General features: G+C 60.7%; 1 protein-coding gene and 1 pseudogene. Both read left to right on the top strand.

Going from position 1 to position 1,286, the window contains the following annotated elements; translation table 11 throughout:
• Positions 1-23 precede the first annotated feature (23 nt).
• The gene (locus J5224_RS28350) at positions 24-1,079 is read left to right on the top strand and encodes an AMP-binding protein (RefSeq protein WP_413544737.1); all 1,056 of its coding nucleotides are present in this window, start codon (positions 24-26) and stop codon (positions 1,077-1,079) included.
• A pseudogene (locus tag J5224_RS28345) lies at positions 1,043-1,286 on the top strand (AMP-binding protein); the annotation flags it as partial. The gene J5224_RS28350 and the pseudogene J5224_RS28345, both read left to right, overlap by 37 nt.

Here is a 1,286-nt window from a genome sequence, read left to right as displayed (position 1 = left end):
GCTCACTGGCTGGCGAACATCAGGTGACGTTGAGCGTGCTGTTGCTCGGGGCGTTTGCGCAAGTGCTGGCGCTCTACAGTCAACAGCGTCATTTCACGCTGAATTTGCCCGTGTTTCGTCGCGATCAACGGCATCCCGATATCCAGCGCGTGCTGGGCGATTTTACCGACACCGTGCTGCTCGAGGTTGATTTACAAGGTACGGCCCCGTTTGGCGAGCAGCTACGTGCGCTCAGACAGCGCCTGTGTGACGCGATGGATCACGCCAGCTACTCCGGGTTGGAACTGCTCAGAGAACGTTCTCGCCGCCGCGGGGAGGCCCAGTTAATGCCCGTGGTGTTTACCAGCACGTTGGGGCAACGCGGAAAAAACGATGGGAATAAGGCCCTCTATCACATTGTGCAAGGCATGACGCAGACACCGCAGGTGCTCATCGATTGCCAGGTGGTGGAGCAACCCGAAGGGATCCTGCTGGCATGGGATTCGCGTGAAGCGCTGTTTCCTCCCGCCCTGATTGAACAGGCGTTCGATTTGTATTGCAGCGTGATCAATCGATTGATTGAAGAGGGTGAAGGCTGTATGCAACAGGTTCGCCCGGTGTCATTGCCCGCCGCGTTCTGTCACGCGCGCCAGCGTGCCAATGCGTCTTGTCGGGCCTATCCGGCCCAGTTGCTGCATCAGGGGATGGTGGATCAGGCTGAACGGCGTCCCGAGGCAACCGCACTGATTGATGAGCATGGCACACTGAGCTACCAGCAACTGCTGACGCAGGCCACCGGACTGGCCGCACGGTTGCAGCAGGCGGGGCATCAGCCTGCGCAACGGGTTGCCATTTTCTGTGACAAAGGGCGGGGACAGGCGTTGGCCGCGTTGGCGACGCTGCTGTGCGGGGGATGCTATGTGCCGTTTTACTTGAAGCAACCGACAGCACGCCGTGACCTGATGTTGATATTGCGTGGGCCATTGCTGACGATCTCACCTCGCTTCCCGCAGGGATCAACGCGCTTGACTGGCGGGGTGAACAACCTGCACACCCCTTCACGCCGGTGGCGGTGGCACCGGAGCAGCCCGCGTACCTGATTTATACCTCGGGTTCTACCGGCACGCCGAAAGGGGTGGTGATGTCTCATCGGGCTGCCTGGAATACGCTGGCCGACATCAACCACCGCTTTGCCGTGGGCGCGCAGGACGCGATGCTGGCGCTGGCTAATCTCTCCTTCGATCTCGCAGTTTACGACCTGTTCGGGGTGCTGGCCGCCGGAGGGCGTCTGGTCTATCCCCACGTCG

This window comes from Candidatus Symbiopectobacterium sp. NZEC135, from assembly GCF_025962695.1.
Note: the sequence above shows the minus strand (reverse complement) of the source record. Positions and strands in the feature narration are given on the sequence as shown.